Raw genomic sequence first — 21,231 nt, 5'->3', positions numbered from 1 at the left:
ATCGCAGCTGGGCGTGACCACGGGCTTTGATGTGAACGGTCTGCTCGTGCAGGGCGGCGGCAGCATCTGCGCCAGCCTGGATGTGCCGGGTGCGCAGTTCAACGTGGCCAGCCCGAACGCCGGCACCCTGAGCGGTGGCGCGTCGATGCGCGCGATGGCAACGCGGTGACGCTGACGGCCGCCGCCGAACGGCGACGCCAGCGTGCCGGCCGGCTACCAGACGGTCTACGTCCTCACGCAGGGCGCCGGTCTCACGATCGTGAACGCGGGCCCGAACCCGAGCTTCGATGTGACCGACGACGGCCTGTACACGATCCACACGTTGGGTACGACCCCGCCACGCTCGATCTCTGATCGTGCAGCTGGGCGTGACGACCGGCTTCGACGTGAACGGTCTCCTCGTGCAGGGCGGTGGCAGCATCTGCGCCAGCCTGGATGTGCCGGGTGCGCAGTTCAACGTGGCCAGCCCGAACGCCGGCACCCTGAGCGGTGGCGCGTCGATCTGCGGCGACGGCAACGCGGTGACGCTGACGGCGACCCCGAATGGCGACGCCAACGTGCCCGCCGGCTACCAGACGGTTTATGTCCTCACGCAGGGCGCTGGTCTCACGATCGTGAACGCCGGTGCGAACCCGAGCTTCGACGTGACCGACGACGGCCTGTACACGATCCACACGCTGGTGTACGACCCGGCGACGCTGGACCTGAGCATCGTGCAGCTGGGCGTGACCACGGGCTTTGATGTGAACGGTCTGCTGGTGCAGGGCGGCGGCAGCATCTGCGCCAGCCTGGATGTGCCGGGAGCTCAGTTCAACGTGGCCAGCCCGAACGCCGGCACCCTGAGCGGTGGCGCGTCGATCTGCGGCGATGGCAACGCGGTGACGCTGTCGGCCACGCCGAACGGCGACGCCAACGCACCTGCCGGCTACCAGACGGTGTACGTGCTGACGCAGGGAGCTGGTCTCACGATCGTGAACGCGGGTCCGAACCCGAGCTTCGACGTGACCGACGACGGCCTGTACACGATCCACACGCTGGTGTACGATCCGGCGACGCTGGACCTGAGCACCGTGCAGCTGGGTGTGACCACGGGCTTTGATGTGAACGGCCTGCTGGTGCAGGGCGGCGGCAGCATCTGCGCCAGACTGGATGTGCCGGGAGCGCAGTTCACGGTGGGTACGCCGAGCGCAGGGACGCTGACCGCGGATGTCGAAGAGGTCTGTTTCGAGCAGGGTACGGTGATGATCTCCGCGACCCCGAACGGTGACGCGAACGTGCCGGCCGGTTACCAGACGATCTACGTGCTGACGCAAGGCGCAGGCCTCGTGATCCAGAACGTGAACACGGTGCCGGAATTCGAGGTGAGCGCGTTGGGCACATACACCATCCACACGCTGGTGTACGACCTGGCGACGCTCGATCTCTCGATCGTGCAGCTGGGCGTGACCACGGGCTTTGATGTGAACGGCCTGCTGGTGCAGGGCGGCGGCAGCATCTGCGCCAGCCTGGACGTGCCGGGCGCTGTGACCACGGCGGTGGAATGTCCCCTTGACTGCGATGCGAACGCCGGCACCCTGAGCGGTGGCGCCTCGATCTGCGGCGACGGCAACGCGGTGACGCTGACGGCGACGCCGAACGGCGACGCCATCGTGCCCGCCGGCTACCAGACGGTGTACGTGCTGACGCAGGGCGCCGGTCTCACGATCGTGAACGCGGGTCCGAACCCGAGCTTCGACGTGACCGACGACGGCCTGTACACGATCCACACGCTGGTGTACGACCCCGCCACGCTCGATCTCGCGATCGTGCAGCTGGGCGTGACGACCGGCTTCGACGTGAACGGTCTCCTCGTGCAGGGCGGCGGCAGCATCTGCGCCAGCCTGGATGTGCCGGGTGCGGCCTTCAACGTGGCCAGCCCGAACGCCGGCACCCTGACCGCGGTGTCCACGGAAGTTTGCCTGGAGAACGGTGTGGCCACCTTGTCCGCCACGGCCAATGGTGACGCCAACGTGCCCGCCGGCTACCAGACGGTCTACGTGCTGACGCAGGGCGCCGGTCTCACCATCGTGAACGCGGGTGCGAACCCGAGCTTCGATGTGACGGCCGATGGCCTGTACACGATCCACACGCTGGTGTACGACCCGGCCACGCTCGATCTCTCGATCGTGCAGCTGGGTGTGACGACCGGCTTCGACGTGAACGGCCTGCTGGTGCAGGGCGGTGGCAGCATCTGCGCCAGCCTGGATGTGCCGGGTGCGGCCTTCAACGTGAGCGTCTGCACGGACGAGTGCCTGGCGGACGCCGGTACCATCGCGCCGGAGGACTTCATCGAGTGCCGTGTCGGCGGCAGCGCCACGCTGGTGGGACTGCCCGGCGGTGATGCCGTGGTGCCGGCCGGCTACCAGACCCTGTACGTGCTGACGCGCGGCACCGGGCTCACGATCCAGCAGGTGAGCGCCACGCCGGTGTTCACGGTGCAGCAGCTGGGTCTGTACCGCATCCACACGCTGGTGTACGATCCGGCCACGCTGGACCTGAGCATCGTGCAGCTGGGCGTGACCACGGGCTTCGACGTCAACGGCCTGTTGATCCAGGGCGGCGGCAGCATCTGCGCCAGCCTGGATGTCACCGGCGCTCCGCATCTCGTCGTGGGTCCGTTCCTCTGCGCCATCCTGAACGGTGTGTTCGGTGTGGATCAGGACGGCACCCAGTCGCTGGTGCTGAGCGACGGCCGTGTGGTGGACGAGGAACTGGTGAAGGCCATCGAACAGGACATGCCGCTGGCCGACCTGAACCTGTGGCCGAACCCTGCCCGCGATGTGCTCAACATCGCGCTCAACACCTATGCGGAGGCCCGCGTGGAGATGAGCGTGATCAACATCCTGGGCCAGGAGGCCATCCCTGCCCTGGCGGTGAACGCCGGCAAGGGTGAGACCCGGACCATGATCGATGTGGCCGGTCTCGTGCCCGGCCAGTACATCCTGCGCCTGACGATCGGCGATGGGGTCATCACGCAGCGGTTCACGAAAGTGGACTGATCACGAGGTCCGGTGAAGGCGGGGCCCGGGTGGATCCGACGCAGGTCGGTGAAGCCCGGGCCTCGCTGATTGAGACTGTTCAGTAAAGTGTGTCAGGCCGGATTGCGAACTTCAACACCTGACCCATGGAGGACAAGACGGACAAGTTCGATTACGAAGCCTTCGAGAAGGAGGCCATGAAGCAATTGCTACTGGGCAAGCCCTTGAGCGGCAGCGATGGGGTGCTGACCCCGCTGGTGAAGCGACTGATGGAGGCCTCGCTACGGGGCGAGCTGAGCGCTCACCTGGCCGAGGAGCCGCCTGGAGGTAACCGGCGCAACGGACATGGGCGCAAGCGGGTGAAGACCGCCCACGGAGAGGTGGAGATCGCCACGCCGCGCGACCGTGAGGGAACCTTCGACCCGGTGCTGCTGCCCAAGCGCGAGCGCGTGCTGAACGCCGAGCTGGACATGAAGATCATCAAGCTCTACGGGCTTGGGATGAGCCAGCGCGACATAAGCGACCATGTGCGGGACCTGTACGGCATCGAGGTGAGCGAGGCCACGATCAGCGCGGTGACCGACCAGGTGATCGCCGATGTACAGACCTGGCGGCAGCGGCCCTGGAGGCGCGCTACGCGATCGTGTGGCTCGATGCCATCCACTTCAAGGTGAAGCAGGAAGGGCGCGTGGTGAACAAGGCCGTATACACCGCCTTGGGCGTTGGCCCCGATGGCCACAAGGACCTGCTGGGCCTGTACGTGGGGCAGAGCGAAGGGGCCAAGTTCTGGCTGGGCGTGCTGGGCGACCTGCGCCAACGCGGCGTGGAGGACATGCTGATCGCATGCATCGACAACCTGAGCGGCTTCTCCGACGCGATCTCCTTGGTGTACCCACAGAGCGATATCCAGCTCTGCATCGTGCACCAGGTGCGCAATACCCTGAAGTACATCAGCTACAAGCACTACAAGGAGGTGGTCAAGGACATGCGGGCCATCTACCGGGCCCCTGGTGAGCAGCAAGCGCTGCATGCCCTGGAGGTCTTCAGCGACAAATGGGGGAACGCTACCCGCAGGCGGTGAGCTCCTGGCACACCAACTGGCCGCTGCTGGCCAGCCAGTACCGCTACAGCGAGCGCATCCGGCGGCTCATCTACACCACCAATCCCATCGAGGGCTTCCACGCTCAGCTGCGCAAGTACACCAAGACCAAGCGCGTCTTCGACAACGACATGGCCCTGCTCAAGCTGCTCTATCTGGCCCAGCAGCGCATCGTGGAGAAAATGGCCGCCAAGCCCATCTTCGCTTGGAGGGAGATAGCCGCCGAGCTACGCCTGCTCTTCGGCCCACGCTTCGATCCACAGGCGATCAACACCGATCAACAGGTTCTGAGTCTCCCCGGACCCCCTCGTTCAAAACCCCAACAACATCAACATCATCAGCAATAACGATGATGACACACTTTATCTAACAGACCCCGCTGATTTTTTCATGTTGCAGTTCCATGACCCACCACCCGGCGTTCCCCTTGTTCCTGCCCATGGACCCTCACTTGCTTTGCACCCCGAACCCCGACCCATGCGTTCATCGCTCCTCCTCGCCTCCGTCCTGCTCGTCCACGGCCTTCACGCCCAGACCCCCGTCACCGTCAGCATCGCCCCGGGCTACGCCGACCAGGTGTGGTACAGCCTGCAGAACGGGGTGGTGGGCACCGCCCCGGTGAACAACTGGGACCTGGCCTTCGAGATCCAGGGCTTCACGGCCAGTGTGCTGGTGAACACCCAGAAGGCCGGCGTCGAAGTGGTGAAGAGCCCCTTCAGCATCGCCGACTGGAACAGTGTGGACACCACAGGGCTCTCCACCTGGCCGCGTGCCCATAATGCGGACACCAGCTGGAGCTTCGGCGCCCTCAACCAGGGTCCCTTCGCCGATGAGTTCGACCTGGGCTGGGGCAACTACAACACGATCACCCATGTGGTGGCCGGCGACACCATCTTCCCTGATCCACCTCGCCAACGGCAGCTGGCGGAAGCTGCGCATCGATGGCCTGGCCACGGGCACGTACACCTTCACGCACGCCGACCTCGACGGCAGCGACGAGCTTGTCGGTCAGATCAACAAGGCGGCATACAGCACGAAGAACTTCGCCTACTGGGACCTGGAGACCCACACGGCCGTGGACCGCGAGCCGGCCAATGACAGCTGGGACCTCACCTTCGTGAAGTACGTCGCCTTCATCCCGCAGCCTTACGGGGTCACCGGGGTGCTCCAGAACAAGGGCATCGAGGCCGCCCGGGCCGCCGGTGTTCCTCCTGCGGATGCCGACTGGACCTCCGCCGCCTACAGCGCGCACATCAACACGATCGGCTTCGATTGGAAGCGCTTCGACATGCAGACCTTCCAGTGGGTGATCGAGGATTCGTTGAGCTACTTCGTCAAGGACCTGGGAGGCAACGTGTGGCATGTGGCCTTCACGGGCTTCGGTGGCAGCACCTCCGGCACGATCGACTTCACCCAGGAGCTCGTGAGCGCCACCGGTTTGGCCGAACGCGACCGGCCGGCGGACCTCCGCGTATGGCCGAACCCCACGCCCGATGGCACCTTCACCATCGATGCCGGGGAAGCCCGCATCCTGGGCCTCGAGGTGTTGGACGCATCCGGCCGCCTTGTGCGCTCCCTCGGGGCCTTGAGCGCCGCGCCGTTCACCATGGAACTTGGAGGGCTTGGAGCCGGCAGCTACACCGTGCGTCTCCTCACCGACCGTGGCCCTGCCGTGGCCCGGCTGCTTCGCCAGTGAGCTGAACCTGACGTGCGCGTGACCGTGCGCACGCGCACGTGTGCGCTCCTTTGCAAGGTCCTTCCGATGGGTCCCTTCCTGCGCGTCCTCCCGGCCCTCCTCCTGACCGCTGCCACCAGCCCGGTCATCCTCCACGCCCAGGTCCGGCTCATCTGCATGGCCGAGAACGGGGCCCCCCTTCCGTTCGCAAGCGTCACCTGGCAGCAGGGCGGCGGACCGACCACGGCGCAAGCCGATGACCAGGGTGCGCTGACGGTGCCGGTGGATGCCTCGCGGCCCCTGCTGGTGCGCGTGCACATGATGGGCTTTGCGGCCTTCGCCGATACGCTCATCGGAGCCGGTCCACACGCGCTGCACCTGCGGCCGGCGTCCATCCACATGCCCGAGCTCGTGGTCACCGGACAGTATGGCGCCGGCATCGCGGAGAACGCGGTGCATCGGGTGCGTGTGATCGACCGCGGGCGGATCGATCGCATGGCCGCCAACACCCTGGGCGAGGCCCTGCGCAATGAGCTCACCGTGCGCCTCGGCCAGGACAACATCCTCGGCACCGCGGTGAGCATGCAGGGACTGGGCGGCGAGAACGTGAAGGTGTTGGTGGACGGTGTTCCGGTGATCGGGCGGCAGGATGGCAACCTCGATCTGGCGCAGCTTGACCTCACCGGCATCGAGCGGGTGGAGGTGGTGGAGGGTCCGCTGAGCGTCAACTACGGCACCAACGCACTGGCGGGCACCATCAACCTGATCACGCGCAAGCGCTCCAACGACCGCTCCAGCGCCAGGGCCACGGCCTACGCCGAGCACATCGGCCGGCTCAACCTCACCGGCACCGCCACCGCCCGTCTTGGGCACCACGACCTCGTGATCACCGGCGGCCGCAACGCCTTCGCGGGTTGGGACCCCTCCACCGGCGGCTGGTACGACCCTTCGCCCACCTTGGCCGACAGCACGCGTCACCAGCAATGGAAACCCCGTGAGCAGTACTTCGCCCGCCTCAACCACCGTTGGCGCGGCACACACTGGGACCTGGGGTACAAGGGCGAGGCCTTCCAGGACCGCATCACCAACCGGGGTCGTCCGCGCGCGCCTTATCAGGAGACGGCCTTCGATGAGCAGTACCTCACGCACCGCCTGGACAACGCGGTCTTCGCCGAGGGCCGGTGGGACCGGGGACGCCGGTTCAACGCCCTGCTCGCGCACCAGCGCTACCGCCGCATCCGCAACACCTGGTTCCGCGACCTCACCGACCTGAGCGAACAGCTGGTGACCACGCCCGGCACGCAGGACACGTCGCGGTTCACGCTCACCAACCTGCGCGCCACATGGTCCTCGGCACCCGACAGTACCCGGCTGGCGTGGGAGGTGGGCACCGACCTCAACCACGAGACAGGGGAGGGCGATCGGATGGCGGGCGATGGCGAGACCATCAGCGATCTGGCGGCCTTCGCCAGCGCGGAGTACAGCCCGTGGAGCGGCCTCACCCTTCGGCCCGGCCTGCGCTACGCCTACAACACCCGGTATGAGGCCCCGTTGATCCCCTCGTTGAACGTCCGCTGGACGCCGGCACCGGCGCTCACCGTCCGCGCCGCCTATGCCCGAGGGTTCCGCGCGCCTTCGTTGAAGGAACTGTACCTCTTCTTCGTGGATGTGAACCACGACATCGTCGGCAACCCCGAGCTGCGTCCGGAGCGGGCGCACCACGGCAGCGCCGGCCTCACCTATCGCGCACAACGGGAGCGGGGCACCTGGTCCGCCGAGCTTACCGCCTTCTTCAACGAGGTGGAGGACGTCATCAGCCTGGCCCAGGTGAGCGGCACGCGCTACACCTACGTCAACATCGGCGGGCTGCGCACCTATGGGGGCACGGTGGGCGCAGGGTGGGATGACGGACGCTGGGCGCTGTCCGCCGGAGCCTCCATCACCGGCAGGGAGGATGCCGTCTCGCCCGCCGCCCTGTGGAGCCCCGAGGCCCGCGCCTCGCTGACCTGGAACCACGGCCGGATGGGCCTTACCGCATCCCTCTTCTACAAGTACCAGGGAGAGCTCGCCAATTACATCGCCGATGCCGACGGCGCCGTGACCCGCGGCACGATCGGCGCCTATCACCTGGCCGACGCCACCCTGACCAAGGCCTTCCTCGACCGGCGCATCAGCCTCTCCGTGGGCTGCAAGGACCTGTTCGATGTGCGGAACCTGGCGGCCACCATGGCCGAAGGGGCCCACTCCGCCGGCGCCACCGCCGTGCCGATGACCACCGGGCGCACCTGGTTCATGCGCCTTGATGTTGAATTGCGCAAGCGATCCTGACCATGCGTGCCACCGCATTGCTCCCGCTCTCCATCCTGCTCCTCTCCGGGTGCATCAAGGATGAACTCCCCGTGCCCGCCCGTCCGCGTGGGGAGGCGGCCCAGGTGCAGCTTTGCATGGGCAGCGGCTATCAGGACCAGCTGTGGGTCGACATCTCCTCGCGCACGGTGGTGCGCAGCAACCCGAAGACCGCCTGGGACCTGGCCTTCGAGAGCGGCCCGGACCAGTGGCGGGTGTGGCTCAACGGCAGCCGCCTGATGACCGCCTGGTCGATCGGCCCGGGCGACATCACGGTGGCGATGGATACGGCGGGCATGGCCCAAGGGCGCCGTATCGACGCGCCCAGCGGCCACCCGGACAGCACCGCCATCGGGGACTGGCGGGGTGCGCAGGACATCCACCTGATCGATCTGGGCTACAACGCCTTCGGTGCGCACCTTGGCGTCCGGAAGCTGCAGCTGCTTGAGGTCACCGCCACATCGTACACGTTCCGGACCGCCCTGCTGGACGGCAGCGGGATGCAGGAGCACACCCTGTCCAAGTCGGGCAGCAGCGCCTCCACCATGTTCAGCTTCGCTTCCGGGACGGAGGACGTGGAGCCGTCCGCAGGCAGCTGGGACATGGTCTTCACGCAGTACACGCACCAGTTCCACGAGCCCTTCATCCCCTACATCGTCACAGGCGTGCTCACCCCGCCCGGGGTCCGTGTGGCGCGCATCGTTGCTGCCGACATGGCCACGGTGAGCCTATCGGACACCTTGCAGCATCCCTTCAGCACCGCACGGGACGCCATCGGCTTCGACTGGAAGACCTATTCGTTCGACGACGGCGCCTACACGGTGGACCCCTCCATCGTGTACATCATCCATGATGCGCAGGGGCTGTTCCACAAGCTCCACTTCCTGGACTTCTACGACGATCTGGGAACCGTGGGCTGCCCCACCTGGGAGGTGCGGGAGTTGTAGCGCGCTTACATCTCCATGCCCCCACCGTCGCCGGCATCGCGCTGCGGCTGACGGCGCCGGAAGAGGGAGTTGTTCTGTTCGCCGAACTTCCACGTGAGGGTGAAACGCACGAAGCGCATCTCGCGGCGGCGGTAGCTCTCCTGTTCGAAGAAGGCCGTTTCCACCGTGTTGCCCCAGCGACGCGTGAAGAACACATCGTTCACCGATACCACGGCGTTCAACCGGCGCGTGATGTCCTTGCCCACTGAAAGGTCCACCCCGTACTGTTCCAGGCCACGCCCCTGCGGCTGCACGCGGGGTCCCTCGTACTCGCCGTTCACCTGCACGGACCAGTCCTTCGGCAGGCGGTAGTTCACGAGCAGCTTGGCGTTCCACTGGAGGCCCGTGTTCCGGACGCCGCCGTCGGCCGAGGACAAGGCCACGTCCAGGTATTGCGCCGTTCCGCTCAGCGTGAGCTGGAGGCCCTGCACCGGTTCCACCTTCAGCACGTTCTCCCAGCCCGCGGTGACGCTGTAGCTGCCGTTCACGAAGGTGTTCAGCAGCACGGTGCTGTCGGTGGCCAGCGGTGTGCTGTAGCCCGTGATCACATCCTCCGTGTAGCGTCCGAACACGCTGGTGAGCCAGCTGGCCCGGCCCTTCCAGAGGGGGAGCAGGTGGTTCACCTCGGCCAGGTTGTTCATCTCCGGCGCCAGGCCCGGGTTGCCGATGCGCACGTTGCGGGCGTCGCTGAACATGATGAAGGGCATGATCTGCCAGAAGCGCGGCCGGTCGATCTTGCGCGAGAAGTTCACCTGCAGTTCGCGCAGGCCGCCCGGCCATCGGTGCACCAGGTAGACCGCAGGGAACAGCGCCTTGAGCAGGTCCTGACTCCCATCGGGGTATTTGTAGCTGAACACCTGGTCCTTGCCGATCAGCTCCGTCTCGAACCACGTCTGCTCGAACCGCAGGCCGGCCTGCAGGCTCCAGCGTTCGCTGAGCGTACGCGTCCAGTTCACGTAGGCCGCGTTGATCAGGTCCGTGATCCGGTAGTCGTTGGTGAGCGCACTGTCCAGCTCGCCTGACGGCGTCTGTGGCGTCGTGAGCAGCACGTCCAGCCAGGTGCGGTCCCACTTCAGGTTGCTCTTCACCCCGTATTCCAGCTTGCTCCGTTCGCTCAGCGGGTCCACCATGTCGAACTGGAAGGACCACTGGTCGTAGTACGATCCGCCCAGGTTGTCCTGGATGCGCGGCGTGGTGGTGTCCGGGCCGCCATCGGCGATGAAGCGCCGGAGGTCGAAGCGCGAATCGCTGTCGCGGTCCCAGCGGTTGTACGTGAGGTCCACCGACCACTCCTTGCCCTCCTTGGGGTCTTGTGCCGGAAGGCCAGCTGGCCGTTGAGGCTCCGGGTCCGCGTCTCCGTGTCGTTCACCTGCGTGCCGTAGGTGCTCACCGCTCCATCGGACGCGCGGTTCTCGAAGGTCTGGCTCTCGCGCCCCGACATGTTGTGGAAGCGCGATCCCAGGGACAGGGACAGCACGCTTCGGTTGCTGACCTGCACATCCGCTCCGAAACGGCCGCCAAAGGACCTGCGTCCCGACCGGCTGTCGGTGCGCTGCTCGAAGGTGCCCGCCGGCGCACCTTGTGCGAGGTCCGTGCGCAGGGTGAGCCCGTCGGTGACGTTGGTGCCGTCGTTGTAGTTGGCGCTGAGGTTGAAGCCCCAGCGGCCTTCGCGCAGGTTGACGTTGGCACCGGCCTGGTAGCGGTCATTGGTGCCCACGCCGGCCTGCACCTGACCGCTGTACCCGGGCTTGGTGCTCTTCTTCAGCACCACATTGATGATGCCACCGGTGGTGTTGGCATCGAAGATCACCGATGGGTTGGTGATCACTTCCACGCGTTCGATCTCCTCCGCCGGGATCTGTTCCAGGGTCAGTGAGGAGGGGCGACCATCCACCAGGATCTGGGGGCGGGCCCCCCGCATCTCCACGTTGCCTTCCAGGTCCACGCTCAGCCCGGGCACGTTCTTCATCACGTCCACACCCGATCCACCGCGTGCGGCCAGGTCCTTGTCCACGTTGAACACGCGCCTGTCCACCAGCATCTGCATCGGGCTCCGCTCGCGCACCACCGTGGCCTCCTGCAGCACACCGGCGTCGGCCTCCAGCCTCAGGTTGCCCAGGTCGACCTCGCTCCGGTCACGGGTCACCTCAACGGTCTGTTCGATGGTGCGGTAGCCCAGAAAGCTCACCTGCAGGCGGTACCGTCCGCCCGGCACCGGTTCCAGCAGGAAATCGCCGTTGCCCCGCACCATGGTGCCGGTGATCACGCTGTCCCTGCTGCCGGCGAACAGGGTCACCGTGGCGAACTCGGCGCCCTTGCCGCTCACCGCGTCGATCACCTTGCCGTAGACACGGCCGCTCACCGGACGTCCGCCGCCACCAGGCCGTTGGGCCGGCAGTGCGATCACCCACCCGAAGGCGAACAGCAGGAGGAGCGCCCGAGGGCAGGGGAGGGACATGGCGCAAAGCTACCGGGATGCCCTATGGCGGCTCTGCGCCATGCGGGATCTCCGGTCGAGATCAACAACTTTTCACAGGGAACCGGGGTGTGGAACGAAAGAGCCCCGCCGAAGCGGGGCCCTTTGATGGCATGGGATGGGATCACCTCGTCGCGACGGTAGGAGCGTTCGCCCTGATCGCGGAAACCGCCGCGGTCGGGGCGGTAGCCGCCACGGTCGCCACCACCTCCTCCGCGGAAGGGGCGGTCGCCCTCCGGACGGGGGCGAGCCTCGTTCACCACGAGGTCACGGCCATGGAAGTTCTTGCCGTTGGTGGCCTCGATGGCCTGACGGCCGGCGTTGTCATCGGACATCTCCACGAATCCGAAGCCGCGGCTCCGGTTGGTGGCCTTGTCCATGATGATCTTGGCCGAGGTGACCTCGCCGTAAGGCTCGAAAAGCTCACGGAGGTCCTGGTCCTTCACAGAGTAAGGGACGTTGGCGACGTAAATGTTCATGCGTTCTACTGACGTGTTTGGTTGGTCTTTGCCTGTGCCGGGGTGGTCTCGCCAAAGCACACCACGGTCGTTGGGCGGCACGAAAGTAGGCAGAAGTCCGATCCCGGCAAGTACCCCCCGCCCGGCAGGCCTTTCCCATTGGGCATTTCGGACCCTAGCGCCCCGGCGGCCCCGCGCCTTCCGACAGGAAGCGGACCGAATGGGCCGGCCGCCTCACCGGTCAGGCCCGACGCGGCTCCGAAACCCGTCGACCGGTCCCCGTTCGTCCCTGCCGGTCATCCACCCACCGGTCCGTCCCTCTGTCCGCGGTCCGTCGCCTGCACAGCCCCCAGCTTCGGACCATGGACCGCGCCATCGATCCCAAGCCGGCCCGGCGGAGGCGCATGATCGCGTTCGGCGCAACGGTCGTCGTGTTCCTCGCGGCCCTGGCCCTCTGGGGCGGCTCCTTCGCCACCCGCCGTGTCCGAGTGGAGACCGCCAGGGTCACCATCGGCGAGGTGCAACGGGGCCTCTTCAAGGAGTTCATCCCCGTCACCGGCACCGTGCAACCCATTCAAACGGTCTTCCTCGACGCGCTCGAGGGCGGCACGGTGAAGCATCGCTTCGTGGAGGACGGTACGCATGTGAAGGCGGGCGACCCCATCATCGAGCTCAGCAACCCGCAGTTGCACATGGACGCCATCAACCGCGAGGCACAATTGCTCGACCAGCAGAACAACCTGCGCAACACCCGCCTGGCGATGGACCAGCAGAGCATCCGGCTGCGCGATGAACTGCTCAACCTCGACAAGGACCTGAGGCGGCTGGAGCGCGACCAGCATGTGAACGACCGCCTGCTGCAGGACTCGCTGCTCGCGCGGAACACGTACATGGCCGACCGGGAGAACCTGGAGTACATGCGGGCGAAACGCATGCTGCTGGCCGCGAACGTCCGCAGCGATTCGCTTTTCCGCCTCAGCCAGATGGGCTCCATCAGCAGCAACCTCGAGCTGATCCAGCAGAACCTCCACTTCCTGCGCGAGAACCTGCAGAACCTGGTGATCAGGGCGCCGATCGACGGGCAGCTCAGCGGGCTCAACGTGGAGCTGGGCCAGACGCGGCAGCGCGGTGAACGCATCGCCCAGATCGATGTGCTGGAGCGCTTCAAGGTGCGCGCACGGATCCCCGAGCACTATGTGAGCCGTGTCGTCATCGGCCTTCAGGGCACCTTCATCCATGCCGGTTCGGAGCACACCATCGAGGTGTTCAAGGTGTATCCCGAAGTGAGCAACGGCGAGTTCGATGTGGACCTGCGGTTCACGGGTGCGACGCCGGCCGACATCCGCCGCGGGCAGACCTTCCAGGTGCGGCTCCAGCTCAGCGAGGACATGGAGGCCGTGATGCTGCCACGCGGCCCCTTCTTCCAGGATACCGGCGGCCAGTGGGTGTTCGTGGTCGATGCCGAAGGCAGGGCCACCCGGCGCGAGCTGAAGCTGGGCCGACAGAACCCCGATATGTACGAGGTGATCGAAGGACTTCGGCCCGGCGATCGCGTCGTGACCAGCCGATACAGCGCGTTCAACGATGCGGACGAGCTCCTGATCCAATAGCAGCCACGGTCCTGCGCACCTCGCGTGTTGCAGGGCCTGCCAACACGGAACGTCGATCACGATAACCCCCCACCCCATGAGCCTCCTGATCACCCGCAACCTCTCGAAGATCTACCGCACGGACACCGTGGAGACCACCGCCCTTCATGACGTGAGCATCGAGATCGACCAGGGCGAGTTCGTGGCGATCATGGGACCCAGCGGCTGCGGCAAGTCCACCTTGCTGAACATCATCGGTCTGCTGGACGCGCCCAGCAGCGGCAGCTACATGGTGAACGGCGAGGACGTCAGCGGCCACAACGAGCGCAAACGGGCCGAGCTGCGCAAGAGCACCATCGGTTTCGTCTTCCAGAGCTTCAACCTGATCGACGAGCTCACCGTGGCCGAGAACATCGAGCTGCCCTTGATCTACACGAGCATGGGCAAGGCCGATCGCAGGCAGCGCGTGCAGGCGGCCATGGAGCGCATGAGCATCGCGCACAGGGCGAAGCACTTCCCGCAACAGCTCAGCGGCGGCCAGCAGCAGCGCGTGGCCATTGCCCGTGCGGTGGTGAACAGCCCCAGGCTGATCCTGGCCGACGAGCCCACCGGTAACCTGGACAGCGCGATGGGCGAGGAGGTGATGGGGCTGCTCACCGAGCTGAACCGGGCCGGCACCACCGTCATCATCGTCACGCACAGCCTCCGCGATGCGGGCTATGCCCAGCGCACCATCAAGCTGCTCGACGGAAAGGTGGTGGAGGGCAACGTGCCGGCTCAGGCGCTGCTGTGAACGCTCCCCTCCGCTAGCTTCGCCTTTCATGAAGCTCGTGGTGCGCAACATGGTGTGCGACCGCTGCAAGGCGGTGGTGCGGCGCGTGCTGGGTGAGCAGGGCCTGCGCGTGCTGCAGCTGGACCTCGGCGAGGTGGAGCTGGAGCAGGAACCCTCCGATGCCGAGATGGAGGCCACGCGCGCCGCGCTCAAGGCCGAGGGCTTCGATCTGGTGGACGGTCGTGAGGCCGCCCTCATCGCCCGCATCAAGGCCGCCATCGTGAAGCTGGTGCACCACAACGAGCAGCTCAATGGGCGCGTGAAGCTGAGCGAGCACCTGCCGGATGTGCTGCACCGCGATTACTCTGGGCTCTCCGCGCTCTTCTCGCAGGTGGAGGGCATCACCATCGAGCAGTACTTCCTGCTTCAACGCCTGGAGCGGGTGAAGGAGCTCATCCGGTACGACGAGCTCACCCTGAGCGAGATCGCCGACCGCACGGGCTTCAGCAGCGTGGCGCACCTGAGCGCCCAGTTCAAGAAGCTCACCGGCATGACGCCCTCCGCCTTCAAGGCCATGGGCATGGGCCGCACCCCGCTGGACCAGGTGGGTTGATGTAAACCTTCCCGATGAGGATGTAACGCGGAACGCTCCCGGTCGTCGGTGCTTTGCATCGTCAATCAACACCAACGACCATGGACAACACGAACATCGCCCTCCCCCTGCTCGACGTGAACAGCGCGCATTGCGCCCTGCGCGTGGAGAAGGCCCTGCATGGCGTGCCCACGCTGGAGGAGGCCCGTGTGGACCTCGACCGCCACCTGGCCACGTTGCGGTCGGCCACCTCGGCCCAGGCCGTGCGCGAGGCCGTCGCCGCCATCCGCAAGGCCGGCTACAACGTCGCCACCGAGCGGCACCGCTTCAGCACCACCGGCATCACCTGCGCCGGATGCGCCAACAAGGCCGGCGATATCCTCAACAAGCTGCCCGGCGTGGTGAGCGCCACGGCCGACCACGTGACCCGCACCGCCGACGTGGAAGTGGTGCAGGGCACCCTCGCTCAGGAAGACCTCCTCAACGCGCTTCGCCCGGCGGGCTATGGCCTGCTGCCGGTGGCCGCTTGAACACCCCCACAGCCATGAAGACCGAGACGAGCACCCTGGTGATCCCCGTGGAGAACATGGACAGCGAGCATTGCGCGCTGATCGTGGACAAGGCCCTGGGCACCGTGCCCAGCATCGCCACCCACCACGTGGAGCGGAACAACCGCAGCGCGGTGGTGCAGAGCATCACGCCCGTGGAGGCCGTGCGCGATGCCGTGAAGGCGATCCGCGACAACGGCTACGACGTGCCCACGGTGAAGCGCACCTTCCCGGTGACCGGCATGACCTGCGCCAGCTGCGTGGCCAGCGTGGAGAGCATGCTGCAGGCCCAGCCGGGGGTGCTCGAGGCCGCGGTGAACCTGGCCACCAACACGGTGCAGGTGCGCTATGTGCCCGGTGTGATCGATGAGCGCCGCATGCGCGCCGCGATCCAAAGCATCGGCTACGACCTCATCATCGGGGAGGAGCGCGAGGCCACCGCCGACATGGAGGCGATCGCGCGTGAGCGCATGGCCTCGCTGAAGAAGCGCCTGTGGGCCTCCATGGCCCTCAGCATCCCGCTGGTGGTGATCGGCATGTTCATGATGCATGAACCCTGGGCCAACCTGGTGATGTGGGCCCTCAGCACGCCCGTGGTGCTCGTCTTCGGCCGGCAGTTCTTCATCAACGCCTGGAAGCAGGCGAAGCACCGCAGCGCCAACATGGACACCCTGGTGGCCCTGAGCACCGGCGTGGCCTACGTCTTCAGCGTCTTCAACACTGCCTATCCGCAGTTCTGGACCGACCGCGGACTGATGCCGCATGTGTACTTCGAGGCCGCCGCGGTGGTCATCACCTTCATCCTGCTGGGCAAGTTCCTGGAGGAGCGCGCCAAGGCCGGCACCAGCAGTGCCATCAAGAAGCTGATGGGCCTACGCCCGAACACGGTGCTGCGCGAGGCCGCCGATGGCATCACGCGCGAGGTACCCATCGCCGACGTGAACGTGGACGACATCCTCGTGGTGCGTCCCGGCGAGAGCATCGCGGTGGACGGCGAAGTGGTAAGCGGGGAGAGCTACGTGAATGAGAGCATGCTGAGCGGTGAGCCTGTGCCGGTGGCGAAGACGGCCGGTGCAAAGCTGCTGGCCGGCACCATCAACCAGAAAGGCAGCCTGCGCATGCGTGCCGAGAAGGTGGGCTCGGCCACGCTGCTCGCCCAGATCGTGCGCACCGTGCAAGAGGCCCAGGGCAGCAAGGCCCCGGTGCAGAAGCTGGTGGACAAGGTGGCCGCGGTCTTCGTGCCCATCGTCATCGGCATCGCCCTGCTGAGCGCCATCGCCTGGTGGGTGCTCGGCGGTGAGCATGCCTTCACCCAGGGCCTGCTCGCGCTGGTCACCGTGCTGGTTATCGCCTGCCCCTGCGCCCTCGGCCTCGCCACGCCCACGGCCATCATGGCCGGCATGGGCAAGGGGCCGAGAACGGCATCCTCATCAAGGACGCCGACAGCCTGGAGCGCGCACGCAACATCACCGCCATCGTGCTCGACAAGACCGGCACCATCACCGAAGGCAAGCCTGAGGTGGTGGAGGCCGTGGGGTTGACCGAACAGCCCGTCGGCGCCGCGGTGCTCGCGATCGAAGCGCGGTCCGAGCATCCCCTGGCCGAGGCGGTCGTTCGGCACCTGCATGCCGCCGGCGTGCACCAGGCCGCTGCGGTGGGCGCGTTCGACAGCCTCACCGGTAAGGGCGTCAAGGCCACGGTGAACGGGTCGGGCTGGCTCGTGGGTAATCGCCGGTTGCTGGAGGAGAACGGCATCGTCGTCACCGGCGAGTGGCGCACGCACGAGAAGCGCTGGCAGGAGGCAGCGCACACGGTGGTGTGGGTGGCGGAGGGCACGCAGGTGCGCGCCGCCGTGGCCATCGCCGACCGCATCAAGCCTTCGGCCGCCTCGGCCATCGCACGCCTGAAGCGCGCCGGCATCAAGGTGTACATGCAGACCGGTGATGCGCGCCGCACCGCGCAGGCCGTGGCCCAGGCCGTGGGCATCGACGACTTTCGCAGCGAGGTGCTGCCCAAGGACAAGGGCGCCTTCGTGACCGGCCTGCAGCAGCAGGGCCACGTGGTGGCCATGGTGGGCGACGGCATCAACGACAGCGAGGCCCTGGCGAAGGCCGATGTGGGCATCGCCATGGGCAAGGGCAGCGACATCGCCATGGACGTGGCGCGCATGACCCTGATCGCCACGGACCTCAACGCCATCCCGCGCGCCATCGCTCTTTCCCGCCGCACCGTGGCGCTCATCCGCCAGAACCTCTTCTGGGCCTTCATCTACAACATCATCGGCATCCCCATCGCAGCGGGTGTGCTTTACCCGGTCAACGGCTTCCTGCTCGACCCCATGATCGCCGGTGCGGCCATGGCCCTGAGCAGCGTGAGCGTGGTGAGCAACAGCCTGCGCCTCCGCTGGGCGCGGTTGGACCGATGACGAACGGACTGAACAACGAACCGAACACTGAACGACCATGAGAACCCTATTCCTCCTCATCAGCCTTTCCCTGGCCTTCCTGGTCACCGGGTGCCAGGCGCAGATCCGGAACGCCCGCACCGTTCCGGTCACCATCACCGGGAACTGCGGCATGTGCGAGGAGACCATCGAGAAGGCCGCCTTCGTGAAGGGTGAGGCCACCGCCGATTGGGACAAGGACAGCAAGCGAGCCCTGCTCACCTACGATAGCACGCGCACGGACGCCGATGCCGTGCTGCAGCGCATCGCCCAGGCCGGCTACGACAACGAGCGCTACCTCGCCCCGGATGCAGCCTACGCGGCGCTGCCGGAATGCTGCCGTTATGCGCGCACCTTCAAGAAGGAGCCGGTCGCTGCTTCCGTGGTGCAACAGCCGGACAGGAGCACGGCGGTGGAGCAGTCGACAGCGGCTACGGCCAAGGCCGATCCCCTCGCCCCAGTGTTCGACCCCTACTTCGAGCTGAACGATGCCTTGGTGGCCTCCGACGCGGCCAAGGCGAAGATCGCCGCACAACGCCTCGATGAGGCCGTGCGTGCGGTGGACGTGAGCGCGCTGGGCCATGAGGTCCACGCTGTATGGATGGAGGTGATGGAGCCACTGGCGAACACCGCCACCGCGATCGCCTCCGCCAAGGGGCTGGAAGCCCAACGCAAGGCCTTCAGGGAGCTCACCGACCCCATGGCCCGCCTGGTGAAGGCGGCGCCGACATCGGTGCCGGTGTACCTGGACCACTGCCCCATGTACGAGGGCGGGGCCGATTGGCTGAGCCTCGACAAGGCCATCAAGAACCCCTTCTACGGCGCGCAGATGATGACCTGCGGCAGCGTGAAGGGGACGATCGTGAAGTGAACCGGACATCGCCTGGACCATGATCGCTTTCCACATGCTCCGCCACTTGTTGCTCGCCCTGCTGCACCTCCTCGCGCTGGCCGGCAAGGTCATCGCGCAGCACGCCGGGCACAGTGCCTCCGGAACATCCATCCTCACGGACGACTTCATCCCGCAGGTGACGCGCTACGACCTGGTGATCACGGACACCGTCGTGAACTACACCGGCAAGCCCCGCAAGGCCTACGCGGTGAACGGGAGCATCCCGATGCCCACGCTCACCTTCACGGAAGGCGACACGGCGCTGATCGTGGTGCACAACGCCATGGCGCACGAGGAGGCCAGCCCTGCACTGGCACGGCATCATCCTGCCGTACCACCTCGACGGTGTGCCATACCTCACCACCGCGCCCATCAAGGCAGGCGAGACGCAGGTGTACAAGTTCCCCTTGGTGCAGAGCGGCACCTACTGGTACCATTCGCACACCGACCTGCAGGAGCAGAACGGCATGCATGGCGCGCTCATCATCCACAAGCGGAAGCGCGATCCCATGCCCGAGCAGGTGGTGATCCTGAGCGAATGGACCGACATGAAGCCGAAGGAGGTGCACCGCCGCCTGCACGCCGCCAACGACTGGAGCGCCATCAAGAAGCACCGCATCCGTCCCGGCACGGTGCAGAGCTACAGCGATGCCATCAAGGATGGTGCGCTCGGCATCAAGGTCACGAACGAATGGAAACGGATGAACGCGATGGACGTGAGCGATGTGTACTACGACCGCATCCTCGCCAATGGCCGGCCGGTGGACGATGCGCCGCAATTGAAGGTCGGCGACCGGGTGCGTATCCGCCTCATCAACGGCGGGGCGAGCAGCTATTTCTGGATCACCTACGCCGGCGGGAAAATGAGCGTGGTGGCCAGCGACGGCATGGACGTGGAGCCCGTGGAGGTGGACCGCTTCATCATGGGCGTGGCCGAGACTTACGACATCATCGTGACCATCCCCGCGGACAGCACGGCCTATGAACTGCTGGCCACCAGCGAGGACCGCGTGCGCTCCGCCTCGGTGTGGCTCGGATCCGGCATCCGCCAGCTTGCCGCACCGCTCCAGCCCCTGAAGTACTTCGAGGGCATGGAGATGATGAATGACATGATGAAGATGAACGGGGACCTGGATGATATGGGCATGCACATGAGCCTGCAACAGATGGACATGAACGTGGTGATGTATCCGGAGATCACCGGTCCGAAGGATGCCACGCGCACCGAAGGTGCCGGAGATGATCACGGTGGAGACCGGTACAACAGCAACGCGCTGTCCGACATCGTGACGTTGAACTATGCCATGTTGCGTTCGCCTACGCCCACGACCCTGCCGCCGGGTCCGGTGAAGGAGCTGAAGTTCACCCTCACGGGCAACATGAACCGCTACCTGTGGGCGATCGACAACCGCACCGTGAGCGAGACCGACCGCATCCTCATCCGCAAGGGCGAGAACGTGCGCATCATCCTGACCAACAACAGCATGATGCGCCACCCCATGCACCTGCACGGGCACTTCTTCCGGGTGGTGAACGGCCAGGGCGAGCATGCCCCGTTGAAGAATGTGCTCGACATCATGCCCATGGAAACGGACACCATCGAGTTCGCCGCCACCGAGGAGGGCGATTGGTTCTTCCACTGCCACATCCTCTACCACATGATGAGCGGCATGGGCCGGGTGTTCGTGAACCCCGCGCCGCGGCCCAACCCCGTGCTGCCCGATGCCCGCAAGGCGGAGCGCCTGTTCCTGCGCGAGGACAAGGCCTGGCACTTCATGGCCCAGAACGACTTCGCCACCAACGGCAACGACGGGGAGGCCATGCTGATGAACAAGCGCTGGAACCTGCAGGCGGAATGGCGCCTCGGCTATACCCCCATGCACGGGCAGGAAGTGGAGATGCACTTCGGCCGATTCCTCGGCAAGATGCAGTGGTGGTTCCCGAACATCGGCATCGACTGGCGCACGCGCGAAGGCCACGGCGATGATGCGGAGGAGAACCTCTTCGGGCAGCGCAACACCAAGAACAGCCGGAGGGTGCTGCATGCCGGGTTCCAATACACCCTGCCCATGCTCCTTGTGTTCGATGCGCGCATCGACACCGACGGACAGCTACGCGCCCAGCTGATGCGCGAGGACATCCCGCTCACCCCGCGCCTGCGGCTCGACCTGATGGGCAACAGCGACCTGGAGCACATGGAGCGACTGCGTTATGTGCTGGACAAGAGCTGGGCGCTGAGCACGCACTACGACAGCGACATGGGCTGGGGCGTGGGGGTGACAGTGACCTACTGAATGGTGGAGCGCTCACGCGGGCTGGGAGAGTCACCCATGGCGTG

Annotated in this window: 12 protein-coding genes and 3 pseudogenes; 13 read left to right on the top strand and 2 right to left on the bottom strand. The window is 66.2% G+C overall.

The window, feature by feature from the left end; genetic code table 11:
* The 6 genes and pseudogenes from IPM49_08635 to IPM49_08610 form a co-directional block, all read left to right on the top strand.
* The coding region (locus tag IPM49_08635; GenBank protein MBK9274589.1) for a hypothetical protein at positions 1 to 169 on the top strand (169 nt) is incomplete at its 5' end.
* A gap of 199 nt (positions 170 to 368) precedes the next feature.
* Positions 369 to 3,038, top strand: coding sequence for a T9SS type A sorting domain-containing protein (locus tag IPM49_08630; GenBank protein ID MBK9274588.1), 2,670 nt, complete (start codon positions 369 to 371; stop codon positions 3,036 to 3,038).
* 125 nt (positions 3,039 to 3,163) lie between these two features.
* A pseudogene (locus IPM49_08625) lies at positions 3,164 to 4,385 on the top strand (IS256 family transposase).
* Between the two features lie 602 nt (positions 4,386 to 4,987).
* Positions 4,988 to 5,812, top strand: a complete 825-nt coding sequence (locus IPM49_08620; GenBank protein ID MBK9274587.1) for a T9SS type A sorting domain-containing protein — start codon at positions 4,988 to 4,990, stop codon at positions 5,810 to 5,812.
* Positions 5,813 to 5,878: 66 nt separating this feature from the next.
* A complete protein-coding gene (locus tag IPM49_08615; GenBank protein ID MBK9274586.1) occupies positions 5,879 to 8,119 on the top strand; it encodes a TonB-dependent receptor in 2,241 nt (746 codons plus the stop codon).
* A 2-nt stretch (positions 8,120 to 8,121) separates the two neighbouring features.
* A complete protein-coding gene (locus tag IPM49_08610) occupies positions 8,122 to 9,084 on the top strand; it encodes an HmuY family protein (GenBank protein ID MBK9274585.1) in 963 nt (320 codons plus the stop codon).
* Between the two features lie 1,153 nt (positions 9,085 to 10,237).
* On the opposite strand, the gene IPM49_08605 is transcribed toward IPM49_08610, so the two are convergent.
* The gene (locus IPM49_08605; protein ID MBK9274584.1) at positions 10,238 to 11,581 is read right to left on the bottom strand and encodes a TonB-dependent receptor; all 1,344 of its coding nucleotides are present in this window, start codon (positions 11,579 to 11,581) and stop codon (positions 10,238 to 10,240) included.
* Entirely contained in the window at positions 11,527 to 12,078 is a 552-nt protein-coding gene (locus IPM49_08600) for an RNA-binding protein (protein ID MBK9274583.1), read from the bottom strand. The genes IPM49_08605 and IPM49_08600 overlap by 55 nt, the downstream gene beginning before the upstream one ends.
* A gap of 341 nt (positions 12,079 to 12,419) precedes the next feature.
* Between IPM49_08600 and IPM49_08595 the strand changes: the two genes are divergently transcribed.
* From IPM49_08595 to IPM49_08565, 7 genes and pseudogenes are all read left to right on the top strand, one after another.
* Positions 12,420 to 13,667, top strand: a complete 1,248-nt coding sequence (locus tag IPM49_08595; protein ID MBK9274582.1) for an efflux RND transporter periplasmic adaptor subunit — start codon at positions 12,420 to 12,422, stop codon at positions 13,665 to 13,667.
* Between the two features lie 76 nt (positions 13,668 to 13,743).
* On the top strand, positions 13,744 to 14,439 hold the full coding sequence (locus tag IPM49_08590) for an ABC transporter ATP-binding protein (protein MBK9274581.1): 696 nt from the start codon (positions 13,744 to 13,746) through the stop codon (positions 14,437 to 14,439).
* A gap of 28 nt (positions 14,440 to 14,467) precedes the next feature.
* On the top strand, positions 14,468 to 15,031 hold the full coding sequence (locus IPM49_08585) for a helix-turn-helix transcriptional regulator (protein ID MBK9274580.1): 564 nt from the start codon (positions 14,468 to 14,470) through the stop codon (positions 15,029 to 15,031).
* Between the two features lie 80 nt (positions 15,032 to 15,111).
* Entirely contained in the window at positions 15,112 to 15,540 is a 429-nt protein-coding gene (locus IPM49_08580) for a cation transporter (GenBank protein ID MBK9274579.1), read from the top strand.
* A gap of 14 nt (positions 15,541 to 15,554) precedes the next feature.
* Positions 15,555 to 17,983 (top strand): annotated as a pseudogene (locus tag IPM49_08575) (heavy metal translocating P-type ATPase).
* Positions 17,984 to 18,020: 37 nt separating this feature from the next.
* A complete protein-coding gene (locus tag IPM49_08570) occupies positions 18,021 to 18,872 on the top strand; it encodes a DUF3347 domain-containing protein (GenBank protein ID MBK9274578.1) in 852 nt (283 codons plus the stop codon).
* Between the two features lie 34 nt (positions 18,873 to 18,906).
* Positions 18,907 to 21,187: pseudogene (locus tag IPM49_08565) on the top strand (multicopper oxidase domain-containing protein).
* Positions 21,188 to 21,231: the final 44 nt, after the last annotated feature.

The sequence above is a fragment of the Flavobacteriales bacterium genome, from assembly GCA_016715895.1.
GTDB lineage: Bacteria > Bacteroidota > Bacteroidia > Flavobacteriales_F > PHOS-HE28 > PHOS-HE28.
The sequence above is the reverse complement of the archived record's forward strand: the minus strand, read 5'-3'. Positions and strand labels throughout refer to the sequence as shown.